We start from the raw sequence: 19,309 nt of genomic DNA, 5'->3' as shown, positions 1-19,309 counted from the left end.
CTGATGACGAGCACGCACACGAGCCGCACACTGTACGACCGGTTCGCGTCGACGGTCGAGGCGTACCCGGAGGAGACCGCCCTGGAGGTGGCGGGCACGCGGCTGGACTACGCGGGCCTGGCGGCCGGGGCGGAGCGGATCGCGGCCGGCCTGGTCCGGCGCCTGGGCGGCCGGGTGCCGCGCCGCGTGGGCCTGCTGGCGTCGCGGTCGGTGACGGCCTACGCCGGGTATCTCGCGGTACAGCGGCTGGGGGCCACGGTGGTGCCGCTGGGGACCGCCTTCCCCGCACGGCGCAACGGGCTCATCGCCGAGGCGGCAGGACTGGACGCGGTCCTCACGGACGGCAGTGGAGATCTCGCGGGGACCGGGGTGCCGGTGTGGGACCCCTCGGACGGGGCCGCGGTAGGCGCGGAGGAGAAGGACGCCGGGTCCCTGCCGCCCCCGTCCGATCCGCACGCCATCGCCTACATCCTCTTCACCTCCGGGTCGACGGGCGCGCCCAAGGGCGTCCCGGTGAGCCACCGCAACGTCGGCGCCCATCTCGATCACATGATCCCGCGCTGGGACGCCGGCCCCGGCGCCCGTCTCTCGCAGACGTTCGACCTGACCTTCGACCCCTCGGTCTTCGACATGTTCGTCGCCTGGGGGTCCGGGGCCGCGCTGGTGGTGCCGACCCGTGACGAGGTGCTGGCCCCGGTGCGGTTCGTACGTGGACAGGGCATCACCCACTGGAACTCGGTGCCTTCCGTCATCACGCTGGCGGACCGGCTGCGGGTGCTGGTGCCGGGCAGCATGCCGAGCCTGAGGCACAGCCTCTTCTGCGGGGAACAACTGACCTACCGGCAGGCGAGGGCCTGGCGACGGGCCGCCCCGTCGAGCAGCGTCCACAACAGTTACGGGCCGACCGAACTCACCGTCACCTGCGCCACCTACCGGCTGCCCGACGAGGAGGCCGAGTGGCCCCGCACCTCCAACGGGACGGTCCCGATCGGCACACCGCACCCGGGTGTCGAAACGCTGCTGCACGAGGGGGAGCTGTGCGTGCGGGGCCCCCAGCGTTTCGACGGCTACCTCGACAGCACCGACGACGCGGGACGGTTCCTGACGCCCGGTCTCGTGCCGTACCGCTCGGCGGGGGAACTGACCCCGGAGCACTGGTACCGCACCGGCGACCGGGTCGCCGAGGCGGGGACCGGTGTGCTGGTGCATCTGGGGCGCCTCGACCAGCAGGTCCAGGTGAACGGTTACCGCGTCGAACTGGGCGAGGTGGAGGCCGCGTTGCGCGAGCAGCCGGGCATCCTCGACGTCGTGGTCCTGGCCAGGGCCACGACGAGTGGCCCGCGGCTGGTGGCCGGCTATGTGACGGACGGCGCGGATGCGTCGCCCGGCGCCGTGCACGCGGCGCTGCGGGAGCGGCTGCCCGCCTACATGGTTCCCCAGTCCCTGACCGCCCTCGACGCCCTGCCGCTGAACGCCAACGGAAAGGTCGACCGGTCGGCGGTGGCCGGACTTCTGGAACGTGAGGGAGAGGGATGAGAACCGGCCCCGAGGGCCTTCCTGCGAGCAAAGAATTTCGCGAGGAGAGACCCCGGGGCCGACCTGAACCGAAGACCGTCGGGCCGTCTACTTCTCCGGGGAGCGGGATGCGATCCGGTCCGTGAGAAAAGCGAGCACATTGTTTTCCGGTGACCTCAGGAAGAAATGTCCGCCGGGAAATTCGTGGTGCTCGAAAACGCTGCTCGTGCAATCCCGCCAGCCGGTTATCTCGGTGCCGCGCAAAGAGTCCTCCTTTCCGGTCAGTACGGTGATCGGGCAGTCCAGGAGAGGCCCCGGGGCGGCCCGGTAGGTCTCGACCGCGGTGAGGTCCGCGCGCAGCGCGGGCAGTGCGAGCGCAGCGAGCTCGGGGTGGGCGAGAGCCTGCGCACTCGCGTCGTCGTGGCTCCTCGCCCAGTCGAGCAACCCTTCATCGGGCAGCAGGCTCACGTCCTGCCGACGGCTGCCCGCAGGGGCGGCGCAGGCGGCGGCGAACATCTGCCTCGGCCCGGGAAAGCCCTGTTCAAGAAGGGTGCGCGCGACTTCGAAGGCGACCAGGGAGCCCATGCTGTGACCGAAGAACACACAGGGCGGGCCGGCCGGTTCGGCAGCGACGGCGGCGGCCAGCGGGCCTGCGAGGCCGGTGATGCTGCGGGGCGGTTCCTCGCGCAGCCTGCTCTCCCGGCCCGGGTACTGGACGGCGCGGATCTCGATGTCCCGGGGGCCCGCGTCCAGCCAGGAGCCGTAGGCCGAGGCCGAACCGCCCGCGTGCGGGAACAGGAACAGCCGGATCGCTGGATTCTCCACGGGAATTCCGGTGAGCCAGGGTCGGGGATTCACTGGAAAATACCTCCAAAAGGGGCGGAAGGATGGCGGGGGAGTCATCGGGGCACGCCGATCGTCCGTGCCTGATCAGGTAATCATGCTTGACGGCAATCGGGAACTTTGACTACCGTTTCGTTTATTGAAAATGCAATTTCGCGATGCGGAAAAAAATGGCCGGGGATCGGCGAGGAAGAAGGGTGAGCGTGGAACGCACAGCGCTGGATACGGAGCATTACTGGCGTGAGCGCCTCTCCGGGTACGACGAGGCGCTCGTCCTCGGGATCGAGCACCCGTCCGGCGCCCCGGGCGATCGCAGCGTCCGTGAAGTGTCGCTGAGCCCGGCGGGCGACGCCGCTCTGCGCGCGGGGGCCACCCGCCTCGGAACGACCCCCGAGATCCTGGTCGTCGCCGCGTGGTCCGTGCTCCTGGGGCGGTACGGCGGAGGGGACGACGTCCTCTTCGGTATCGCGCGGTCCGCCGCCGACGGGGCCCGGCACCCCGTGGCCCCGATGCGCATCGGACCCGGCGGCGGACAGCGGGTCAGGGATCTCCTGGGCGCCGTGGCCGCGGCCCTGCCCGATCCGGCGCACACCCGGCCCGCCCCGCGGGAGATGCTCGCGTACGGCGAACTGCCCACGGCGGAAGCGCTGTACGACAAGGTGCTGCACCTGACGGACCGCGTCGGCCGGCGGGCCGGCGCGGACACGGACATCCAGCCCTCCGTCGAGGCGACCGTCACCACCGCCTCCCCGCTGACCCTGCGCCTCGACCACGACACCGCCCGCATCGAGGAGCGCGACGCCGCCCGTCTGCTGCGCCACTTCGGGCAGCTCTGCGACAGCCTGGCCGCCGCCGACGCGGACGCCCGGGTGAGCGAACTCCAGCTGCACACCTGGGACGAGCTGGACCGCATCCTGCACACGTGGAACGACACCGCCGTGCCCGTCGACGACCCCGTCTGCATCCACGAGCTCGTCGAACGCCAGGCCGCGCGGACTCCGGACGCCGTCGCCCTCGTCCAGGGCGACACCGCGATGACCTACGCCGAACTGGACCACGACGCCGACCTGCTCGCCGCTCACCTGGCGGCCCGAGGGGTGGGCCCCGGAGACTTCGTGGCCCTGCACGTCGACCGCACGGTCCACAGCGTGGTCGCGCTGCTCGGCATCCTGAAGTCGGGTGCGGCCTACGTACCGATCGAGTCCTCGCTGCCCGAGGAACGGATCCGCCACCTGCTCTCCGCACTGGACTGCTCCGTCGTGGTGTGCACCGTGCGACGGCTTCCCGTACTGGGAGAGCTGGCCCGGGACCTGCCTGGCCTGCGCCACCTGCTGGTCGTCGGCGAGACGCGGAACGAAGCCTTCCCGGACCGGGTCGCGCCCGACACCGTCACGGTCACCCCGGCGGCGGCCCCGCCTGCCACGGACGCGCCCACGCCCCGCCGCGCCACCCCCGACGACCTCGCCTACGTCATCTTCACCTCCGGTTCCACCGGTACTCCCAAGGGCGTCCTGCTGCGGCACGCCCCCGTGGTCAATCTGATCCGCTGGGTCAACTCCACGTTCGGGATCGGAGCCGAGGACCGGGTGCTGTTCATCACGGCCTTCGGCTTCGACCTCTCCGTCTACGACGTGTTCGGCCTGCTCGCGGCGGGCGGCAGCATCCGCCTCGCCGACGACGACGAGGCCCGCGATCCTCAGCGGCTGCTGGAGATCCTGGACCGGGAACCCGTCACCTTCTGGGACTCGGCACCGGCGGCGCTGCAACAGCTGGAGCCCTTGTTCGGCGCCCGCGCCTCCAGCCGCCCCGCGGCCCTGCGCCTGGTCTTCCTCAGCGGCGACTGGATTCCGGTGACCCTCCCGGACGCGGTACGGGCCGCCTTCCCCCGTGCCGAGGTCGTATCACTCGGCGGCGCCACGGAAGCGGCGATCTGGTCCAACTTCCACCGCGTCGACAAGGTCGACCCGCGGTGGAGCAGCATCCCGTACGGGCGTCCCATCGACAACGCGCGCTACTACATCCTGGACGGCGACCTGTGCCCGGCGCCGGTCGGTGTGCCGGGCGACCTCTACATCGGCGGCTCCTGTCTGGCGTCGGGCTACTTCGGGGACGAGGAGCTGAGCACCCGCAAGTTCATCCCCGACCCCTTCGCCGGCACCCCGTCGGCGCGCATGTACCACACCGGGGACCGCGCCCGGTTCTGGGCGGACGGCACCATGGAGTTTCTCGGCCGCTGTGACAGCCAGGTCAAGGTGCGCGGTTACCGCATCGAACTGGGCGAGATAGAAGCCGCGTTGAACACGATCGACGGGGTCGGCACAGCCGTCGCGCACGTCCACGGGTCCGGGGCCACAGCCGTGCTCACCGCCTACGCCGTGCCTGTACCCGGTCAGAGTCTCCACGCGGACGCCCTGCGCGAACGGCTCGCCCAGGCCCTGCCGGCCTACATGGTCCCCACCGAAGTCGTCGTCCTCGACCGGCTGCCCGCCACACCGAACGGAAAGCTGGACCGGAGGGCCCTGCCCGCACCCGGCGCGTCCCGGCCGGTGGGAGCCCGCCCGCACACGCCCACCGAGGCTGCCGTGGCGGAGGTATGGGCCGAGGTGCTCGACCGCCCCGTCGGAGCCGAGAGCGACTTCTTCGCCCTGGGCGGCCAGTCGCTCCTGGCCGTACGCGCCGTCGCGCGTCTCAACTCCTCCCTCGGCGCGGACATCCCGATCAGGACCCTGATGGAAAACCCCCGCCTGCGGGACTTCGCCCGCGCGGCGGAGCCGTTCCTGACCGGATCACCGGCCTGATGCACAACCCGCGCCCCACGCCCGGACTCCGGGCCGGTACGCAGGACTGGAAAGGTGTCATGCACGAACTCCACGACAGCACCCGCCCCCCGACCCCGACCGGGGCCCCCGTGCCGACGGAAGGAACCGGGACCCGCACACCACCGGGCGGAGGTCTGCACCACGGCTTCGAACAACAGGTGCGCCGGGCCCCGGGCCGGACCGCCCTGAGCTACGGCACGGAGCATCTGACGTACGGCGAACTCGACCGCGCAGCAGACCGGCTCGCCGGTCTGCTGCGCCGACAGGGGGCCGGGCCGGGCGAGTTCGTCGGGGTGTGCGCCGACCGGTCGGCCGAACTGGTGATCGCGCTCCTCGCCGTCCTCAAGTCCGGCGCCGCCTACGTTCCCCTCGACCCCGCCTACCCGGTCGAGCGCACCCGCTTCACCCTGGAGGACACCGGCTGCCGCCTGGTGGTGGGACAGGAACGCCACCGCGAGAGGTTCACCGACGCGGGCGCCGCCTATCTCGCCGTGGAGAACTCCCCCCTCCCGGCAGGGGCCCCCGTACTCCGGGCGACCACGACCGGCCCGGTGGGCGACGTGCGGCCCGGACAACCCGCCTATGTCATCCACACCTCCGGGTCGACCGGCACCCCCAAGGGCGTGGTGGTCAGCCACCAGAACGCCCTGCGCCTCTTCGAAGCCTGCCGCGACGAGTTCGGCATCGCCGCCGCGGGGAGCGACGACACCTGGACCCTGTTCCACTCCACCGCCTTCGACTTCTCCGTCTGGGAGATATGGGGCGCGCTCCTGCACGGTGGGCGACTGGTCGTCGTCGACCACATCACCAGCCGCTCCCCCGACTCCTTCCTGCGGCTTCTCATCGACCAGCGGGTCACCGTCCTCAGCCAGACCCCGACCGCCTTCCGCCAGCTGCTGCGGGCGGCGGAGGCCGACGGATGGCCCGAGACCGACCTCCGGCTCGTCGTCCTGGGCGGCGAGACGCTGGAACCCGCCACGCTGCGGCCCTGGTTCGACCGGTACGGCGACCTGAGCCCCCGCGTCGTCAACATGTACGGCATCACGGAGACGACCGTGCACGTCACCCACCGGGACATGACGGCCTTCGACTGCGACGCACGGCACAGCCCCATCGGAAAGCCGCTGCGCGACCTGGACGTCCACCTCCTCGACAGCGCGATGAGGCCGGTCCCGGCAGGGGACGTGGGGGAGATGTACGTCGGGGGAGCGGGCGTCGCGCAGGGATACCTGAACCGACCCGACCTCACCGAGCAGCGCTTCGTGCCCGACCCCTTCGGCGCGCCCGGCGACCGCCTCTATCGCACCGGAGACCTGGCCGCGCGGCGGCCCGACGGGGAGCTGGAGTTCCGCGGACGCCTGGACAACCAGGTCCAACTGCGCGGATTCCGCATCGAACTCGGCGAGATCGAGGTGGCGCTGGCCGCGCTCCCCGGTGTCCGCGAGGCGGCCGTCGCCCTCGGCGAGGACGCACTGGGCGAACCGCGGCTCGTCGGTTACGCGGTACTCGCCCCCGGCCACGCCATCCGGGAGGAGACGCTGCGCGAGGCGCTGTCCGACCGTCTGCCGGGGCACATGGTGCCCTCTGTCGTCGTCCTGCTCGACGCCTTCCCCCTGACGGCCAACGGCAAGCTGGACAGGAAGTCCCTCCCGGCGCCCGCCCCGCCCGCCGACCGCACCGCGCTCTCCGACTCCGCAGCCGGGGCCCCCGGGGCCGTACCGGGAGTGGGGGAGATCCTGCACCAGGTGTGGGCGCGTGCGCTCGGCCGGAGCGCCGTGGACCCGCACGCCAACTTCTTCGCCCTGGGCGGCGACTCCATCACGGCGGTCCGTGTCGTCGGCGCGGCACGCGAGGCCGGGCTCCGGCTCCGGGTGGAAGACGTGTTCACCCACCCCACGCTCGCCTCCCTGCAGACGCGGTGCGGCGTGTCCGACGGCACCCGGCTTTCCCGCGAGGCCCGTGCGCTCGACCTGCTGACACCGCAGGATCGCGACCGGCTGCCGACCGGGATCGTCGACGCCTACCCGCTCACCCTCCTGCAACTGGGCATGGTCTTCGAGTCACAGGTCAGCCCCGACGCGACCCTCTACCACGACCTGGTGAGCGCCCGCATCGAAGGGAGTCTCGACGAAGACGCTCTGCGCCGTGCCCTGGCATCGGTGACCGCGCGCCATGACGTCCTGCGCACCTCCTTCGACCTCGGCACCTACAGCGAACCGCTGCAACTCGTCCACGAAAGCGTCGACGCGGTGCTCCACCTGCACGGCCCGGCCGCCGCCGGCACCCCGTCGGGCACCGTGGAGGAGTGGTGGCGCGAGGAGTGGCGGCGCCCCTTCGACTTCTCCGCCGCCCCTCTGTGGCGCTGTCACGTACACGACCACGCCGACGGCAGCTTCCAGCTCTCCGTCTCCGCCCACCACAGCATCCTGGACGGCTGGAGCTTCTCCCTGCTCCTGACCGAACTGATCAGCGGCTACGAACGGGAACTCGTCGGCGGGTCCACACCGCTCCCGGCCTCGGGACCGCCGTACCGCGCTGCCGTGGAACTGGAACGCGCGGCACGCGAGTCCAGCGCCTCACAGCGGTACTGGTCCGAGGCCTGTCGGAAGAACGCCGGTCACGTCCCGCCGCCCGCTCCGCCCGGGGCCGCCCCCGCCGCACCATCGCTGGAACCCGATGTCCGCCTGCCGCTGCCCGTCGCCCTGACCGACGCGGCGCGGGCCGGCGCCGACCGGCTCGGCGTGCCGACGAAGTCCGTCTTCCTCGCCGTGCATCTGTGGGCCCTGAGCGAGGCCGCCGGAGCAGGCTCCGCGCCCGTCACCACCGGGCTGGTGGCCAACACCCGACCGGAGACCGCCGACAGCGAACGCACCCTGGGCCTCTTCCTCAACAGCGTCCCCCTGGCGGCGACCGTACGCGACGCCACCTGGCAGGACCTGGTGCGCGATGTCTTCGCCCAGGAGCGGGCGCTGCTCCCGCACCGACGCTTCCCGATGGCCGACATCCGGAACGCGACGGGCGAAGCGCCCTTCTCCGTCCTCTTCAACTACACCGACTTCCGGTCCTTCGACGACCTCGACGCACTGCGCCGGCTTCGCGTGGCCGACTGGTGGTCCTGCGACCGCACCAGCTTCCCCGTGGTCGTCGAAGTGGCACGGCGGCCGATGGGAACCGACTGGGAGCTCACGATCAGGGCCGACGCCACCAAGACCGACCCGGCCTTCTGCGCCCGTGTCGCACCCCTCTTCCTCGAAGGACTGCGCCGATTCCGCGAGGAGTGGGCCGATGCTCGCTGACCCGACCGCCACGGAGTCCGTACCCGTCTCCCCGGCCCAGCGCGAACGGCTCACCCTGTGGGCGGCGGGCACGCCGAGCCAGGACCAGCCCACCTTCGCCTGGGAGTTCCCCGCCGCGATCGACGAGGAACGCGTCAGGGACGCCTGGGCCAAGGTGATGGCCCGTTACGCGACGCTGCGTTCGCTCTTCGCCGAAGAAGGCGACGGCGTCTTCAGCTGCCGCCGCGGCCCGGTCACGATGGCCGACGACACCTGCGTCAGCACCCCGCCCGAGACCTTCTTCACACAGCTGTGCGCGCCCGTCGACCTCCTCGGCGGGCCAGGGGCCCGCCTCGTCCACAGCCCGGCAGGACCGAGGACGCTGCTCGGCCTCAGCATCGACCATCTGGTCATCGACGGGCACAGCTACGGCCGGGTCGTGGCCGACCTGTTCGCCCTGCTGCGCGGCGAGGAACCGGCCGGGCCCGCGCCCGCCGCCCCGGACGCCTTCTTCCGCGAAGAGCTGGAGGCGGCCGCCGGTCCGGCCGGTGAGAAGGCCCTGGCGTACTGGCGGCGCACCACCGGCGGCCGCACCTATCCGCCCCTGCACACGGGCCTGCACCGTCCCGAAGGCGCCGGTGTACGGGCGGAGACCGCCCACTGCACCGTCGTCTTCGATCCGGCCTGTCCGCACGCCCGCCATCCGCAGGGCCGCTCCGCCACCGTGCTGGCATCGGTGGCCGCGGCCACCGCCAGGACCCTGGACCTCGTCCCCGGGCAGGACCCGTTCACGGTGCTGCTGCAGAGCTCCCGCCGCTCGAACGACGAGAAGCTCAACATGGCGGGGTTCCTGTCCAACTGGCAGCCCGCCACCTTCCCCGTCGCCCACACCGCCCCGGAGCTCGTCGCGGATGTCGCCGATGCCGCCTTCCGCGCCCTGCGAGGCCATCACCTCCATCACGCCGAGGTGGTCCGCCGGCTGGAACCCGAGTGGTACGGAGCCCGGTACGTCCCCAGCGAACCACTGCCTCCCTACGCCCTCTTCAACTACCTGGTCGAACAGGAACCGCCTCACGTGGACGGCCATAGCGGCACCCCCCTCGACGTTCCGCCCATGGGCGCGTATCGGCTGCACGGAGCGCTGCGCGTCTACGGCACCGAGCGGGCCGACGCCCGTTCCGCCCAGGTGCGCCTGGTCGCCGACGCGTCCGTGTTCGGCGACGGCTTCGCGGGGCGCGTCGCCGAAGCGGTGACGGAGGCCGGGGCATGACCGGGCTGCGCAGGCGCATCGCCGGGGCCACCGAAGGGCTGCCGAGGGCCTTCTGGTTCCTCTGGGCCAGTCTCCTCGTCAGCCAACTGGGCTCCTTCGTCATCCTGTTCATGTCGATGTACCTGACGCGGGAGCGAGGGTTCTCCGCCTCCTTCGCGGGCCTTGTCGTGGGACTGGCGTTCGGCGGCGGGGGCATGGTGGGCACCCTGGCCGGAGGGTTCGTCGCGGACTTCCTCGGCCGCAGGCGCACCATGCTGACCGGGAACCTGGTCACGGTCGTGTGCATGGTGGCCCTCGGCTACGCACGGGACCACCTCACCATCCTGGTCCTCGCCGTGGCCGTCGGCACCGCCAGCAACATGGTGCGGCCCGCGGCCGGGGCGCTGATGGTCGACCTCACCGAGCCGAAGGACCGGCCGCGGGCGTTCTCGCTCCAGTTCTGGGCGGTGAACCTCGGCTTCTCCGTGGCCGGAGCCATGGCGGGTTTCCTGATCGAGGTCGACTTCACCCTGCTGTTCCTCCTCGACGCCGCGACCACGCTCGTGGCGGCGCTGCTGGTCTACTTCTGCGTGCCCGAACCGCGACCGGCGCCGAGTCCGTCACCGGCGGACGCCGGGGAACCGGCCGAGAAGCGTGGCACCGGCATGGCCCTGGTGCTGCGCGACCGGTCCTTCCTGGCGCTCGTGGGACTCGCCGTGCTGTTCTCCGTGGTGTTCATGCAGCACATGTCGACGCTGCCGCTCGCGGTCCAGAACGCGGGGCTGCCGCCCGCCACGTACGGCTGGCTCATCGCGCTCAACGGCATCGCCATCGTCGTGGGCCAGCTGTTCGTACCGCGACTGATCAGCGGCCGCCGCCCGGGGCGGGTCCTCGCTCTGGCAGCGGTCCTCATGGGCGGCGGCTTCGGCCTGCTGGCCGTCGGCGACTCGCTGGCCGTGTTCATCGTCTCGGTCCTGATCTGGACGGCGGGCGAGATGCTCAACGCCTCGACGGGACCGGCCCTGGCGGCCTCCCTCGCACCGGACCACATGCGCGGTCGCTACCAGGGGTTCTTCACCGTCTCGTACAACGTGGCGGGACTCGTCGGTCCCTCCGTCGGCGGCTACGTCCTCCAGCACGGCGGCAGCGCGCTGTGGCTGGGCTGCCTGGCCCTCGGCGCGCTGACCGGCCTGGGCCACCTCGCCGCAGGGGCGGCCAGGGAACGGGGAGCGGCCCGCCCGCAGCCGGCGCGCGAACCCGCCGCCCCGACCGCCTGAACCAGCCCGCGCAGGGACGTGACCCCGCGGCGACCTCCACGGAGACCACATATGACCAACCCCTTCGAGGCTTCCGGCCACAGGTATCTCGTCCTCACCAACGACGAGGACCAGCACTCGCTGTGGCCCGCGAACACCGCCACGCCCGACGGCTGGCGGGCGGTGCACGGACCGTCCGACCGTGCCGGATGCCTGGACCACATCACCGCGCGGTGGGGCGACATGCGGCCCCGCTCGCTCCGGCGGGCGACGGCCCCGGACGGGGCGGCCCGCCCCGACGCGCCGCCCGAGGACGGCCCCGTCGAATGGTTCACCAGGTGGGCGCGGCGCACCCCGGACGCCCCGGCCGTCCTGTCCGGCACGGCGTCGCTCACCTACGCCGAACTCGACGCGCGCTCCGAGGAGCTGGCCGGGCGGCTCGTCCGTCGGGGCGTGGGGCCCGAGGACCTGGTGGCGCTGCTGCTGCCGCGCTCCGCGGACCTTCTCGTGGCGTTGCTCGCCGTGCTCAAGTCCGGTGCGGCCTACGTGCCGCTGGACCCCGAGTATCCGCAGGACCGCATAGCCCATGTTCTGGCCGACGCCGCCCCGAAGGTGCTCCTGACCACGCCGGAACTGGCCGCGAAGGGAGCCGCGGGCCGGGACGCGCCGTACCCGCTGTTCGTCGCGGACCCGTCCGCGGAACCCGGCGACGCCGAGCGCGGCGGAGCCCCCCGACCCCGCGCGCTGCCGGACCGGCCCGCCTATGTCATCTACACCTCCGGCTCCACCGGCCGGCCCAAGGGTGTCGTCGTCACCCGTGCGGCACTGCGCAATTTCCTCATCGCCATGGACGAACTGGTGGGACTCACACCGCGGGACCGGCTTCTTGCGGTCACGACCATCGCGTTCGACATCGCGGGCCTGGAGATGTATCTGCCGCTGCTCCAGGGCGCGGCGGTGGTGATCGCCTCCGCCCGGGACGTCCGTGATCCGTTCGCGATGGCGGAGCTGATCGACCGGACCGCGGCCACCACCGTGCAGGCGACGCCGTCCCTGTGGCAGGCACTGGTCACCGACGTCCCCCACGCGCTCGGGGGCCTGCGGATGCTGGTGGGCGGTGAGGCTCTGCCGACCGCGCTCGGCGAGCGGATGCGCCGACTGGGACGCCGGGTGGTCAACCTGTACGGGCCCACCGAGACCACCATCTGGTCCACGGCCCAGGAGGTGGACGGCAGCGCGGCCCCGTCCTCGATCGGCCGGCCCGTCCGCAGGACCCAGGCCTACGTCCTCGACGACGGGCTCCACGAGGTCCAGGACGGGGCAGAGGGCGAGCTCTACCTCGCGGGGGACGGCCTCGCCCGTGGCTATCTGCACCGCCCCGCCCTGACGGCGGAGCGTTTCGTGGCCGACCCGTTCGGCCCCGCCGGCACCCGTATGTACCGGACCGGCGACCTGGTCCGGCGGGGCGGCGACGGCACCCTGGAGTACCTGGCCCGTGTCGATTTCCAGGTGAAGGTACGCGGCCACCGCATCGAACCGGCGGAGATCGAGCATGTGGTGGGCGGTCACCCGGACATCGAGCGGGCGGTCGTGACGGTCCATGAGGACACCCCCGGCGACGCCAGGCTCATCTGCCATGTCATCGCGGCTCCGGGGCGCCGCCCCGAGAGCGACGCGGTGCGCGAGTACGCCGGCCGCTTCCTGCCCGCGTACATGGTCCCGGCTGTCGTCCGCACCGTGGAGGCGTTCCCCCTCACCCCCAACGGCAAGCTGGACCGCGCCGCGCTCACCGCCCTGTCCACAGCGGCCGTACAAACGCCGCAGGACGGGGCGCGGTACCTGCCGGAGGACGACTCCGTACGGGGCGCGGTGGCCCGTGCCTGGCGCCAGGTCCTCAACGCACCGGTCCCGGCCGGGCGCGGTTTCGCCGAACTCGGCGGCAGCTCTCTCGGGGCCATCCGTGCGGCGGCCGCGCTCCGGGAGCTGACCGGCAGGGCGATGACCGCCACCGACGTCCTGGAAGCCGCCTGTGCCGAGGACCTCGCACGTACCCTGGCCCGGGCACCGCACGCCGCACCGCCCGCCCGTTCGGGCGACGGCCGCAGGTCCGCTCCGCTGAGCGCCAACCAGCGGGCGATCTGGATGCACGAGCAACTCAGCCCCGACCCGCTGCTCTATCTGGAGTCCTACTGCCTGGAACTCCACGGTGACGTGGACAGCGACCGGCTGGCCGCCGCCGTACGCAGGACCGCGCAGCGGCATCCGGCCGTGGGCGCGGCGGTGGAGTTCGACGACGGCGAACCGCACCTCGTCCTGAATCGCCATCACATCCGGCTCGTGGTCCGCTCCCTCCCCCCGGGCCTCGACCGGGACAGCATCCGGGCCCTGATGCGTGACGAGGCCGCCCGGCCCGTCCCGCTGGACGGCGGACCGCTGCTGCGCGTCCTTCTCTTCCGCGCCCCCGACGGCGTGAACGTCCTGCTGCTGACCTGGCACCACCTCGTCATGGACGGTTGGTCGCTGCGTGAGTTCCTGCGTGACCTCGGGTCCTTCCACGACGGACCCGGGGCCGCGGCGGCCGAGATCCCCGTCACCGTGTGCGACCTCAACGCGGCGAGCCTCCGGTCCGACGCAGCCCCTGCGGCCGAGGACGCCCTGGCCGAGGCCGCGGAGGCGCTGCGCGGCGCGGTGGACCGTTCCGTGACCGCCGAGCCCGCCCACTGGTCGAGGGCCGGGGTCGCCCATGCCGTCGAGTTCACCCTCCCCGGCGACCTGGCCCGCCGGGTCGAGGGCACGTCGGCGGCCACCGGGCACCCGCCCTTCGTGCTGATCTGCGCGGCCTACCGGCAAGCTCTGAGCACGGTGCTGGGCCTGCCGGACCCACTGCTGGCCGTCGCGGTCTCGGGGCGCGAGCCGGACCGGGCCGCGGAGGTGGTGGGCTGTTTCGTCAACACCGTGCTGCTGGCCGGCGTCCCCACCGAGGACCTCGACGGCCCGGAGCTGCTCGCCGCGACCCGTGCCCTGACCGACCGCGCCCTCGCGGTCCAGGAACATGTGCCGTTCTCCCGGCTGGTGCAGACGCTGCGCCGGACGGCACGGCTGCCGATGGACTTCCCCCGGCTGTATCTGAGCGTGGACGACGAACCCGCGCTGTGCCTGGACGGCGTTGACACCGAGGTCGTGCCGGTCACCCCGGACCGGGCGAAATTCGCTGTCACTCTGTCGCTGCTCCGGGCCCCCGGCCGCCTCTCGGGACGCCTGGAGCACCGGGATTCCGTACTGCCGCCCGGCGAGGGCGAGGTGCTTCTCAAGGCCTTCGAGTCGGCACTCGATCGACTCGCCGGTACCGCTGCCTGAGCCGCCCGTCCCGGCGGGGGGTGAGGGGCCGGTCGGCCCCGTACACAGCCCCCGCGACGGCTCGGAGCGCACGGCATGAGCTGCCCGGTGTGGAGGGTACGTACAGCGAGGTGACGATCGCAATGGAGGAGCGGATCGTTGGGTATCTCCAGGAAGTGGGGGAGACGGAAGTGGTGGGAGCCGGGCTGTGGGCACCGCCTTTTCCCGTCCTTCTCCCGGACGATCCCGCGAAATCCACTCCGCCGCTGTTCAGCGGCCTTCCCACCCAGGAGTACTAGTGATTGTTGTCTGGATCAACGGTGCGTTCAGTGCGGGCAAGACCAGCGCCGCGGGCGAACTGATCGAGCTGATCCCGAACAGCACGCTGTACGACCCGGAGATCACCGGAGCGGGGCTGCGCGGTCTGCTGCCGCAGAAGAGGCTCGCCGAGGTCACCGACTTCCAGGACCTGCCGATCTGGCGGCGGCTCGTCGTGGACACGGCGGCGGCGCTGCTCGCCGAGGTGCCCGGGGTGCTGGTGGTGCCGATGACCCTGCTGCGACAGGAGTACCGCGACGAGATCTTCGGAGGGCTCGCCTCCCGGCGCATCCCGGTCCGGCATGTGGCGCTCTCACCTGAGGAAACGATCCTGCGGAGCCGGATCGCGGGCCGCGAGGAGTTCCCCGGCGACGAGGAACAGAGCGAACGGGTGCGCCGGTGGGCGTACGAGCACATCGGTCCGTACCGCGACGCCCTCGGCTGGATCACCGAGGACGCGCATGTGGTCGACAACAGCGCCCTCACGCCCCGCGAGACCGCCGAGCGGATCGCGGACGCCGTGCGCACCGGGAGGGCCGCGCCGTGCCCGATCGTCCAGAGCCCCGAGCCGACCGGCGAGACGGTGGCCGCCGGGGTGCTGCTCTTCGACGAACAGGACCGGGTGCTGCTCGTCGACCCCACGTACAAACCGGGGTGGGAGTTCCCCGGCGGGGTCGTGGAGGCGGGCGAGGCCCCCGCACAGGCCGGGATCCGTGAGGTCGCCGAGGAGATAGGCCTCCGCCTCGACCGGGTGCCCACCCTGCTGCTCGTCGACTGGGAGTCGCCCCGCCCGCCCGGCTACGGCGGACTGCGGTTCCTCTTCGACGGCGGCCTGTTGCGCTCCGAGGACGCCGGCCGGCTGCTGCTGCCCGGCTCCGAGCTGCGCGGCTGGCGCTTCGTCACCGAGGAGGAGGCCGCCGGGATGCTGCCGCCCACCCGGTACGAGCGGCTGCGCTGGGCCCTGCGGGCGCGCGAGCGGTCGACGGTGCTCAACCTGGAGGCGGGGGTGCCGGTGGGCTGAGCGGCGCGCCCGGCCTTTCGCGGCAGGAACCCCCGCGGACGTCCTCACGCGCCGTTGGCCGCCGTCTCCATCAGCGCGGCCGCGTCCTCGGTGAGCGGGTCGCCGTGACCGAAGCAGACGGTACGGGGCGCGAGCGAGGCCAGCCGCCGGAACGTGTCCGCCGCCTCGGCGCGGTCCACGTTGAACACGCCGAGCATCACCCGCTCCACGGAGGCGACGCTGTCCCCGGTGAACAGCACGCCGTGGCGCGGCAGATGGAGGGCGATGGAGCCCGGCGTGTGACCGGGGGCGTGGACCACCCGCGCGCCGTCCCCGAACGGCAGCTCCTCGCCGCCGGTCGCCTCGCGGTCGACCCGGGTGGGCGGGGCCTCGGGGCAGGTCAGTCCGTGCTCCCACAGCGGCCGTTCCCAGTCCAGCAGGTCCGGCTCCGGTACGGGCCGCTCGCCCCGGATCACCGGTGCGTCCAGCGCGTGGGCGATGATCTCGGCGCCGTACCGGTCCGCCAGCTCCTGCGCGGCACCGTAGTGGTCGCGGTGGCCGTGGGTGAGGACGATGCGGCGGATCCGGGCCGGGTCGGAGCCGAGCGAGCGGATCGCGTCCTCGATCGCGGCGGCCGACTCGATGTCGCCCGCGTCGATCAGGGTCGAATCCGGTCCGTCACGCCAGAGATAGGCCTGACCGATCCGGAAGCGGAACATGTGCAACCGGGGGAGCACCTCGACGAGATCCATGCGGCGAACGTACGCAGCGGCGGACGTCCGCCGCACGGATCTACGCTTCGGGCGACTTCGCCGAGGGCGTAGGGCCCCGGGGCTGCCCCTCAAGCAGCCGCCGGCCTGAAGCAGCCGCCGGCCTCCGGCGGCCGTCGGCGGGTCAGGCCTTCTTCGACTCCGCGTAGTTCCGCAGGAACAGCGCCTCGGCGACCGACATCCGCTCCAGCTCCTCCGGCGACACGCTCTCGTTCACCGCGTGGATCTGCGCCTCCGGCTCGCTCAGCCCGATCAGCAGGATCTCCGCCTCCGGGTAGAGGCCCGCCAGAGTGTTGCAGAGCGGGATGGAGCCGCCCATGCCGGAGGACTGCATCTCCTGGCCCGGGTAGGCGTCCCGCATCGCGTCCGCCATCGCCGTGTACGCCGGGCTGGTCATGTCCGCGCGGAACGGCTGCCCCTGGCCCACCTGTTCCACCCGCACCCGCGCACCCCACGGAGCACGCGACTCCAGGTGCGCGGTGAGCAGCTTGGTCGCCTCGGCGGCGTCCTGGCCCGGCGGCACCCGCAGGCTGACCTGCGCCCGCGCGCTCGCCTGCACCGACGGGGTCGCGCCGACCACCGGCGGGCAGTCGATGCCGATGACGGTGACGGCGGGCCGGGCCCAGATCCGGTCCGCGACCGTGCCCGTGCCGATCAGCTCCACCCCGTCCAGCACCTTGGCGTCCTGCCGGAACTCCGCCTCCGGGTACTGGATGCCGTCCCAGTCGGCGTCACCGGTCAGACCGTCGACCGTGGTCGTGCCGTCCTCGGCGCGCAGCGAGGCCAGCAGCTGGATCATCGCGGCCAGCGCGTCCGGGGCCGCGCCGCCGAACTGCCCCGAGTGCAGGTTCCCCTCCAGGGTGTCCAACTGCACCCGCAGCATCGTCATCCCGCGCAGCGTCGCCGTGACCGTCGGCAGCCCGACCCGGAAGTTCCCCGTGTCGCCGATGACGATGGTGTCGGCCGCCAGCAGCTCCGGGTGCGCCTCCGCGTACCGCTCCAGACCACCGGTGCCCTGCTCCTCGGAGCCCTCGGCGATCACCTTCACCGAGACCGGAACGCCGCCGTTCGCCTTGAGGGCGCGCAGCGCGAGCAGGTGCATGATGAACCCGCCCTTGCAGTCGGCCGCGCCCCTGCCGAACCAGCGACCGTCGCGCTCGGTCAGCTCGAACGGCGGGGAGATCCACGCCGACTCGTCCAGCGGCGGCTGCACGTCGTAGTGCGCGTAGAGCAGCACGGTCGGCGCACCGGCCGGCCCGGGCAGGAACCCGTAGACGGACTGCGTCCCGTCGGGGGTGTCCAGCAGGGCGACGTCCGTGAACTCCTCGGCGCGCAGCGCGTCGGCCACCCAGTTCGCCGCGCCCTCGCACTCGCTCCTCGGGAACACCGCCGGGTCCGCCACCGACTGGAACGCCACCAGTTCGGCCAGCTCCTCCCGGGCGCGGGGCATCAACGAGGCGACGGTCTCGGAAATCGGACGGGCGGTCATGGGCACGCTCCTCGTGGGTGCGACGTTATGGGTAGGGCGCGGTGTGTACGCGACCGTGTACGAAGCCGTTCGTGCGGCGACGCATGTACGACGAAATCATGGCCGATCCTCCCACAGGAGGGCTTGGCCGGAACGCGCCGTAGGATGCCGTGAGCAGCTTGGGGCCACTGGTCGGATCGGGAGCAGAAGCACATCGTGAGCAGCGAGAACGCAGACGCCGGACATGAGCCGGAAGAGTCGTCCGTGTGGGATGTCGTCGTGGTCGGCGCCGGACCGGCCGGCGCATCGGCGGCGTACGCGGCAGCCGTGGCGGGCCGAAGAGTCCTGCTGCTGGAGAAAGCGGAACTGCCGCGCTACAAGACCTGCGGCGGGGGAATCATCGGCTTCTCGCGGGACTCCCTGCCGCCGGGGTTCGAACTGCCCCTGAAGGACCGCATCCACGCGGTCACCTTCTCGCTCAACGGCAAGCTGTCGCGCACCCGCCGCTCCCGGCGCATGCTCTTCGGGCTCATCAACCGCCCGGAGTTCGACGCCGGGCTGGTGGAAGAGGCGCAGAAGGCCGGAGCCGAACTGCGCACCGGGGCATCGGTGGTGCGGGTCGAGCAGCACGGTCCCGCCGTGCCCGACCGGCGAACGGTCGCCGTGGTGCTGGCCGGTGGCGAGACGGTGCTGGCGCGGGCGGTCGTCGGCGCGGACGGCAGCGCGGGCCGGATAGGAGCCCACGTCGGGGTGAAGCTCGACCAGGTCGACCTCGGCCTCGAGGCGGAGATCCCGGTTCCGGCCACCGTGGCGGAGGACTGGGCGGGCCGGGTGCTCATCGACTGGGGCCCGATGCCGGGAAGCTACGGCTGGGTCTTCCCCAAGGGCGACACCCTCACCGTGGGCGTCATCTCGGCGCGCGGCGACGGCGCGGGCACCAAGCGGTATCTGGAGGACTTCATCGCCCGCCTCGGCCTCGCCGGGTTCGAGCCGGCCGTCTCCTCGGGCCATCTGACCCGCTGCCGCAGCGACGACTCGCCGCTCTCCCGCGGCCGGGTCGTGGTCTGCGGTGACGCGGCCGGACTGCTGGAGCCGTGGACCCGCGAGGGCATCTCCTTCGCGCTGCGCTCGGGTCGGCTCGCGGGGGAGTGGGCGGTCAGGATCGCGGAGTCGCACGATGCGGTGGACGCCCGCCGGCAGGCCCTCAACTACGCCTTCGCCATCAAGGCGGGCCTCGGCGTGGAGATGGGCGTCGGCCGCCGCATGCTGAAGCTGTTCGAGCGCCGCCCGGGCGTGCTGCACGCGGTGCTGACCGGCTTCCGCCCGGCGTGGAAGGCGTTCGCCGGGATCACCCGGGGGACGACGTCGCTGGCCGAGCTGGTCCGTACGCACCCGCTGGCGCAGCGGGCGCTGTCGGCGATGGACCGCTAGACACAGACATCGCTGGACACAGACATATC

Annotated in this window: 11 protein-coding genes; 8 read left to right on the top strand and 3 right to left on the bottom strand. The window is 72.4% G+C overall.

Going from position 1 to position 19,309, the window contains the following annotated elements:
• The first annotated feature begins 3 nt into the window (after positions 1-3).
• Positions 4-1,536, top strand: coding sequence for an AMP-binding protein (locus G3I54_RS22380; protein WP_164616659.1), 1,533 nt, complete (start codon positions 4-6; stop codon positions 1,534-1,536).
• A gap of 87 nt (positions 1,537-1,623) precedes the next feature.
• Here G3I54_RS22380 and G3I54_RS22375 read toward each other — a convergent pair whose 3' ends face one another.
• On the bottom strand, positions 1,624-2,340 hold the full coding sequence (locus G3I54_RS22375; protein WP_164616658.1) for an alpha/beta fold hydrolase: 717 nt from the start codon (positions 2,338-2,340) through the stop codon (positions 1,624-1,626).
• 221 nt (positions 2,341-2,561) lie between these two features.
• Between G3I54_RS22375 and G3I54_RS22370 the strand changes: the two genes are divergently transcribed.
• The 6 genes from G3I54_RS22370 to G3I54_RS22345 all read left to right on the top strand — a co-directional run bounded on the left by G3I54_RS22370 (position 2,562) and on the right by G3I54_RS22345 (position 15,632).
• Positions 2,562-5,156 (top strand): amino acid adenylation domain-containing protein, encoded by a 2,595-nt coding sequence (locus G3I54_RS22370; RefSeq protein WP_164616657.1) that lies wholly within the window; start codon positions 2,562-2,564, stop codon positions 5,154-5,156.
• A gap of 59 nt (positions 5,157-5,215) precedes the next feature.
• Complete coding sequence (locus G3I54_RS22365) at positions 5,216-8,473, top strand: amino acid adenylation domain-containing protein (protein WP_164616656.1); 3,258 nt, start codon at positions 5,216-5,218, stop codon at positions 8,471-8,473.
• Complete coding sequence (locus tag G3I54_RS22360; RefSeq protein ID WP_164616655.1) at positions 8,463-9,722, top strand: condensation domain-containing protein; 1,260 nt, start codon at positions 8,463-8,465, stop codon at positions 9,720-9,722. Before G3I54_RS22365 ends, G3I54_RS22360 begins: the two co-directional genes overlap by 11 nt.
• Positions 9,719-10,978, top strand: coding sequence for an MFS transporter (locus tag G3I54_RS22355; RefSeq protein WP_164616654.1), 1,260 nt, complete (start codon positions 9,719-9,721; stop codon positions 10,976-10,978). Before G3I54_RS22360 ends, G3I54_RS22355 begins: the two co-directional genes overlap by 4 nt.
• Positions 10,979-11,029: 51 nt before the next feature.
• Entirely contained in the window at positions 11,030-14,314 is a 3,285-nt protein-coding gene (locus tag G3I54_RS22350) for a non-ribosomal peptide synthetase (protein ID WP_164616653.1), read from the top strand.
• A 280-nt stretch (positions 14,315-14,594) separates the two neighbouring features.
• A complete protein-coding gene (locus tag G3I54_RS22345) occupies positions 14,595-15,632 on the top strand; it encodes an NUDIX hydrolase (RefSeq protein WP_164616681.1) in 1,038 nt (345 codons plus the stop codon).
• 44 nt (positions 15,633-15,676) lie between these two features.
• Here G3I54_RS22345 and G3I54_RS22340 read toward each other — a convergent pair whose 3' ends face one another.
• Both G3I54_RS22340 and G3I54_RS22335 read right to left on the bottom strand, forming a co-directional pair.
• Positions 15,677-16,363 carry an MBL fold metallo-hydrolase gene (locus tag G3I54_RS22340; protein WP_164616652.1) on the bottom strand — a complete coding sequence of 229 codons (687 nt, stop codon included), beginning with the start codon at positions 16,361-16,363 and terminating at the stop codon, positions 15,677-15,679.
• A 142-nt stretch (positions 16,364-16,505) separates the two neighbouring features.
• A complete protein-coding gene (locus G3I54_RS22335) occupies positions 16,506-17,870 on the bottom strand; it encodes a dipeptidase (RefSeq protein ID WP_164616651.1) in 1,365 nt (454 codons plus the stop codon).
• Positions 17,871-18,065: 195 nt separating this feature from the next.
• Here G3I54_RS22335 and G3I54_RS22330 point away from each other — a divergent pair, with 195 nt between their 5' ends.
• Positions 18,066-19,280 carry a geranylgeranyl reductase family protein gene (locus G3I54_RS22330; protein WP_164616650.1) on the top strand — a complete coding sequence of 405 codons (1,215 nt, stop codon included), beginning with the start codon at positions 18,066-18,068 and terminating at the stop codon, positions 19,278-19,280.
• Positions 19,281-19,309 lie beyond the last annotated feature (29 nt).

Origin of the sequence: Streptomyces sp. SID14515 (genome assembly GCF_010548505.1) — a bacterium.
GTDB classification, from domain to species: Bacteria; Actinomycetota; Actinomycetes; order Streptomycetales; family Streptomycetaceae; genus Streptomyces; species Streptomyces caviscabies.
This window is presented reverse-complemented; position numbering and strand designations above follow the sequence as displayed.

Excerpts from the sequence above, each read along its gene's own strand:
- G3I54_RS22340 (WP_164616652.1), bottom strand. The coding sequence starts at position 16,363 with ATGGATCTCGTCGAGGTGCTCCCCCGGTTGCACATGTTCCGCTTCCGG.
- G3I54_RS22355 (WP_164616654.1), top strand. The coding sequence starts at position 9,719 with ATGACCGGGCTGCGCAGGCGCATCGCCGGGGCCACCGAAGGGCTGCCG.
- G3I54_RS22365 (WP_164616656.1), top strand. The coding sequence starts at position 5,216 with ATGCACGAACTCCACGACAGCACCCGCCCCCCGACCCCGACCGGGGCC.
- G3I54_RS22360 (WP_164616655.1), top strand. The coding sequence starts at position 8,463 with ATGCTCGCTGACCCGACCGCCACGGAGTCCGTACCCGTCTCCCCGGCC.
- G3I54_RS22335 (WP_164616651.1), bottom strand. The coding sequence starts at position 17,870 with ATGACCGCCCGTCCGATTTCCGAGACCGTCGCCTCGTTGATGCCCCGC.
- G3I54_RS22380 (WP_164616659.1), top strand. The coding sequence starts at position 4 with ATGACGAGCACGCACACGAGCCGCACACTGTACGACCGGTTCGCGTCG.
- G3I54_RS22350 (WP_164616653.1), top strand. The coding sequence starts at position 11,030 with ATGACCAACCCCTTCGAGGCTTCCGGCCACAGGTATCTCGTCCTCACC.